At 47.1% G+C, this 2,427-nt stretch carries 3 protein-coding genes; 2 read left to right on the forward strand and 1 reads right to left on the reverse strand.

Going from position 1 to position 2,427, the window contains the following annotated elements; translation table 11 throughout:
• Positions 1 to 101 precede the first annotated feature (101 nt).
• Positions 102 to 788 (reverse strand): type 1 glutamine amidotransferase domain-containing protein, encoded by a 687-nt coding sequence (locus BZG83_RS16270; protein ID WP_077482111.1) that lies wholly within the window; start codon positions 786 to 788, stop codon positions 102 to 104.
• Between the two features lie 246 nt (positions 789 to 1,034).
• Between BZG83_RS16270 and BZG83_RS16275 the strand changes: the two genes are divergently transcribed.
• The gene (locus tag BZG83_RS16275) at positions 1,035 to 1,565 is read left to right on the forward strand and encodes a copper resistance protein NlpE (RefSeq protein WP_077482114.1); all 531 of its coding nucleotides are present in this window, start codon (positions 1,035 to 1,037) and stop codon (positions 1,563 to 1,565) included.
• 475 nt (positions 1,566 to 2,040) lie between these two features.
• Positions 2,041 to 2,427 (forward strand): aminopeptidase P family N-terminal domain-containing protein (locus tag BZG83_RS16280; protein ID WP_198929751.1); only part of this gene is annotated, 387 nt, incomplete at its 3' end.

A 2,427-nucleotide genomic window follows, 5' to 3' on the forward strand; every position in this document is an offset into this window, starting at 1 on the left:
AATTTAGCCATACAGCCAGCCTTGGTAGTTATACATTATGTTTTTGTTTTGTTAAAAAAGGCGCGTTATACGCGCCTTTTCAACCAATTAGTCTATGTATGTTATTTCAGCAACGCCAACACCGCATTGACGCACGCTTCAGACGACATCGGATTTTGCCCGGTGACTAAGTTGCCATCAGTAACCACATACGAGGTAAAGTCGTCCGCTTTCTCATAAAGACCGCCGTTTTCTTTGAGCATGTCTTCGACTAAAAAGGGGACTACCTCGGTTAAGCCAACAGCAGCTTCTTCGCTATTGGTGAAACCAGTAACCCGTTTGCCTTTCACCAGTGGCTCGTCACGATCTGAACGCGTATGACGGAACACGGCTGGGCCGTGGCATACCGCACCAACGGGTTTGCCCTGATAGTAAAAGGTCTCAATCAACTGACGAGATGTCGGATCTTCCGCCAAGTCCCACAATGGACCGTGCCCACCGGGATAGAAAATCGCATCATACTCATACGCATWCACATCGCTCAGCTTAACGGTGTTATTAATCATATCTTGCAGCTCAGCATCGCCATCAAAGCGTCGAGTGGAGTCTGATTGCGCATCTTCCGCTTCGCTGTTTGGGTCAATCGGCGCCGTTCCGCCTTTAGGGCTAGCGACCACAACGGTTGCCCCTGCATCTTTAAACGCGTAGTAAGGGGTGGTGAACTCTTCAAGCCAAAAGCCTGTCTTGTGTCCCGTCTCGCCCATGGCATCGTGAGATGTCAGCACCATCAAAATTTTGTGTTGTTGCATCATCGCTCCTTGTTGTTTGACGCGTTCATTGACCGCTTTGCTATTCGGCAACCTTGTTACTAACGAAGTAAATCCCAGTTTTGATCAGTTGACGGTTTCTTTACTTTCATCGAATAACATTGACTTAAGCCTAGCTTAACAATGACACCACCCTCCTGTCTGCCGCTACAATGAGTACATCCATTAAGGGCAACGCCCTCATCACGTTTAAAGTAATCATGTATCGAACATGCAAAAGAGGTCATCATGAAAAAGGCATTTGTACTAGCACCACTCGCTCTTGTCGCTGTTTTAGTGGGCTGTGAGCAACAGGCCAATGACAAACCAGCCACCGAGACGCAAGTTGAAAACGCAGTAGAAAATGTTCAAGCTGGCGCAGAACAAGCGATGGATAGCGCCGAAAATGCAGTTGATGCAGCAGGCGATGCTGTCAACGAGATGGTTGATCACCACAATGCAAAACTATCACTGGATTGGAATGGCACGTATCAAGGTGTCGTCCCCTGTGCAGATTGTGAAGGTATCGAAACCAGCCTGACGCTGAATGACGATAACACCTATGTACTGACCAAAACCTATCTAGGTAAAGAAGGTGAGGCATTAAAAGAGGAAGGGACCTTCACTTGGGGCGACATGGGTACCATCGTCACCCTCCAAGGTCTAACCGACACGCCTAATCAGTTCTTCGTGGCAGAGAACCAAATCATCATGCTCGATATGAACGGTGAGCGTATCGACGGCGATTTAGCCGACATGTACGTGCTGAAAAAACAATAAGCACCATTTTAAGCACCCAATCAGCAGGTTGGGTGCTATTAGTGCAATCTGCTGCCTAAGACTGGTTCAGTACTTTGTAAGAGCGCTGTGCCAGCTTTCACCTTATGACCATCCCCGCCTTTCGTTATTTTCTTCTCGGCCACTTTTGCACTGTTAATAACAGTTGTCACATTAGTGACAAAATTGTTTCCAACAAAACTTGACGATATTTCACTCTATGGTGTAACTCTTAATTAGAGGCGAAACAAAACCTTATCCTGCTGTAGAGAGTAGTGCGCCATTGTCGATAATTTAGACAATGAAAATCATAGATGTACAGCTGTGCACACAAGCGAGCCTCCTCCGTTTGTTCGATAACAAGACCGAAAAACGGCACCTTTCTGTACCGGTAATCGCCTTTGATCCAAGTTCGATTACCGGTCAGTAGTACGTTTTAGTAGCGCCACAGTCGTGGTATTGGACAGGAGTCATGCGTATGAGCGACGTTGTATTGAAGTTTTCATACGAAGAATACAGCGCCCGTTTAGCGAAGGTTCGCTATGCGATGGAAGAGCATGAGATCGATACCTTGTTGGTCCATGACCCTTCTAACATGGCATGGTTAACAGGCTATGATGGTTGGTCGTTTTATGTGCCTCAATGTGTTGTGATCGGCGCGACAGGCGACCCTCTTTGGTTTGGTCGCATTCAAGACGCTAACGGTGCATTACGCACTGTCTACATGAGTGCAGAATGCATCACTTATTACCCTGACCACTACGTAATGAATCCCCCGCTCCACCCTATGGAGTACTTGTCTAACTATGTACTCGCTGAGCGTTACTGGGATCGCGGACGCATTGGTGTTGAGAAAGACAACTAT

This window comes from Salinivibrio sp. PR919 (assembly GCF_001995355.1).
GTDB classification, from domain to species: Bacteria; Pseudomonadota; Gammaproteobacteria; order Enterobacterales; family Vibrionaceae; genus Salinivibrio; species Salinivibrio proteolyticus.

Bases quoted from the DNA above. Each gene is read 5' to 3' on its own strand.
- BZG83_RS16275 (WP_077482114.1), top strand. From the start codon at position 1,035: ATGAAAAAGGCATTTGTACTAGCACCACTCGCTCTTGTCGCTGTTTTA.